Source organism: Enterococcus gallinarum NBRC 100675, from assembly GCF_001544275.1.
In the GTDB taxonomy this organism is placed as follows: Bacteria; Bacillota; Bacilli; order Lactobacillales; family Enterococcaceae; genus Enterococcus_D; species Enterococcus_D gallinarum.
The window spans coordinates 1-3,075 of sequence record NZ_BCQE01000066.1 but is presented as its reverse complement, the minus strand read 5'-3'; the positions used below and the strand labels follow the sequence as shown (position 1 = coordinate 3,075).

At 50.2% G+C, this 3,075-nt stretch carries 1 rRNA gene; it reads left to right on the top strand.

Annotated features, from left to right (window positions below):
• Window positions 1-156: 156 nt before the first annotated feature.
• A 23S ribosomal RNA gene (locus tag EG2_RS18020) occupies window positions 157-3,071 on the top strand.
• Window positions 3,072-3,075 lie beyond the last annotated feature (4 nt).

Genomic DNA, 3,075 nt, shown 5'->3' with positions numbered 1-3,075 from the left:
AGTTTGTTCATTGAAAACTGGATATCGAAGAAAATCAAAACAAGTAACACACACCGAGTTGACAAGTTAAAGAGTTTTTTAATAAGTTCAACGCTTATTTTCTTGAGCAACCTTCTATCGCTAGAAGAAGTACTCAACACCGACCGTAAGGTCAAAGGTTAAGTGAATAAGGGCGCACGGTGGATGCCTTGGCACTAGGAGCCGATGAAGGACGGGACTAACACCGATATGCTTTGGGGAGCTGTAAGTAAGCTATGATCCAGAGATTTCCGAATGGGGGAACCCAGCATCTTTTATAGGATGTTACACAGTTGTGAATACATAGCAGCTGTGAGGTAGACGCAGAGAACTGAAACATCTAAGTACCTGCAGGAAGAGAAAGAAAATTCGATTCCCTGAGTAGCGGCGAGCGAAACGGGAAAAGCCCAAACCAACAAGCTTGCTTGTTGGGGTTGTAGGACTCCGATATGGTAGTTGAAACAGATAGTCGAAATACTTGGAAAAGTATGTCAAAGAGGGTAAAAACCCCGTAGATGAAATCTGGCTCACACCTAGGAGGATCCTGAGTACGGCGGAACACGAGGAATTCCGTCGGAATCCGGGAGGACCATCTCCCAAGGCTAAATACTCCCTAGTGACCGATAGTGAACCAGTACCGTGAGGGAAAGGTGAAAAGCACCCCGGAAGGGGAGTGAAATAGATCCTGAAACCGTGTGCCTACAACAAGTTAGAGCCCGTTAATGGGTGATAGCGTGCCTTTTGTAGAATGAACCGGCGAGTTACGATAGCATGCGAGGTTAAGTTGAAGAGACGGAGCCGCAGCGAAAGCGAGTCTGAATAGGGCGAATGAGTATGTTGTCGTAGACCCGAAACCATGTGATCTACCCATGTCCAGGTTGAAGGTGCGGTAAAACGCACTGGAGGACCGAACCCACGTACGTTGAAAAGTGCGGGGATGAGGTGTGGGTAGCGGAGAAATTCCAAACGAACTTGGAGATAGCTGGTTCTCTCCGAAATAGCTTTAGGGCTAGCCTCGGAATTGAGAATGATGGAGGTAGAGCACTGTTTGGACTAGGGGCCCATCTCGGGTTACCGAATTCAGATAAACTCCGAATGCCATTCATTCATATCCGGGAGTCAGACTGTGAGTGATAAGATCCATAGTCGAAAGGGAAACAGCCCAGACCACCAGCTAAGGTCCCCAAATAACTATTAAGTGGAAAAGGATGTGGGGTTGCACAGACAACTAGGATGTTGGCTTAGAAGCAGCCACCATTTAAAGAGTGCGTAATAGCTCACTAGTCGAGTGACCCTGCGCCGAAAATGTACCGGGGCTAAATAGTTTACCGAAGCTGTGGAGTGCACCGTAAGGTGCATTGGTAGGAGAGCGTTCTAAGGGCGTTGAAGGTAGATCGTGAGGACTACTGGAGCGCTTAGAAGTGAGAATGCCGGTATGAGTAGCGAAAGACAGGTGAGAATCCTGTCCACCGTATGACTAAGGTTTCCTGGGGAAGGCTCGTCCGCCCAGGGTTAGTCGGGACCTAAGCCGAGGCCGACAGGCGTAGGCGATGGACAACAGGTTGATATTCCTGTACCCGTTGTTTTTGTTTGAGCAATGGAGGGACGCAGGAGGCTAAGAAGTGCAGACTGATGGATATGTCTGTTCAAGCAGTGAGTCTTAGTGGGAGTCAAATGCTTCTACTTTCAAGGACAAGCTGTGATGAGGAGGGAAATAATAGTACCGAAGCTTCTGATGTCACACTGCCAAGAAAAGCTTCTAGTGAGAAAACAATGGCCCGTACCGCAAACCGACACAGGTAGTCGAGGAGAGCATCCTAAGGTGAGCGAGAGAACTCTCGTTAAGGAACTCGGCAAAATGACCCCGTAACTTCGGGAGAAGGGGTGCTGCTCTAACGAGCAGCCGCAGTGAATAGGCCCAAGCGACTGTTTATCAAAAACACAGGTCTCTGCAAAATCGAAAGATGACGTATAGGGGCTGACGCCTGCCCGGTGCTGGAAGGTTAAGAGGAGTGCTTAGCGTAAGCGAAGGTACGAATTGAAGCCCCAGTAAACGGCGGCCGTAACTATAACGGTCCTAAGGTAGCGAAATTCCTTGTCGGGTAAGTTCCGACCCGCACGAAAGGCGTAACGATTTGGGCACTGTCTCAACGAGAGACTCGGTGAAATTTTAGTACCTGTGAAGATGCAGGTTACCCGCGACAGGACGGAAAGACCCCATGGAGCTTTACTGTAGTTTGATATTGAGTGTCTGTACCGCATGTACAGGATAGGTAGGAGCCGTAGAGATCGGGACGCCAGTTTCGATGGAGGCAATGGTGGGATACTACCCTTGCGTTATGGCCACTCTAACCCGCAGCCCTTATCGGGCTGGGAGACAGTGTCAGATGGGCAGTTTGACTGGGGCGGTCGCCTCCTAAAAGGTAACGGAGGCGCCCAAAGGTTCCCTCAGAATGGTTGGAAATCATTCGAAGAGTGTAAAGGCAGAAGGGAGCTTGACTGCGAGAGCTACAACTCGAGCAGGGACGAAAGTCGGGCTTAGTGATCCGGTGGTTCCGCATGGAAGGGCCATCGCTCAACGGATAAAAGCTACCCTGGGGATAACAGGCTTATCTCCCCCAAGAGTCCACATCGACGGGGAGGTTTGGCACCTCGATGTCGGCTCGTCGCATCCTGGGGCTGTAGTCGGTCCCAAGGGTTGGGCTGTTCGCCCATTAAAGCGGCACGCGAGCTGGGTTCAGAACGTCGTGAGACAGTTCGGTCCCTATCCGTCGCGGGCGTTGGAAATTTGAGAGGAGCTGTCCTTAGTACGAGAGGACCGGGATGGACTTACCGCTGGTGTACCAGTTGTCTCGCCAGAGGCATCGCTGGGTAGCTATGTAGGGAAGGGATAAACGCTGAAAGCATCTAAGTGTGAAGCCCACCTCAAGATGAGATTTCCCATTTCTTTAAGAAAGTAAGATCCCTGAGAGATGATCAGGTAGATAGGTCAGAAGTGGAAGGCCAGTGATGGTTGGAGCGGACTGATACTAATCGATCGAGGACTTAACCACGATT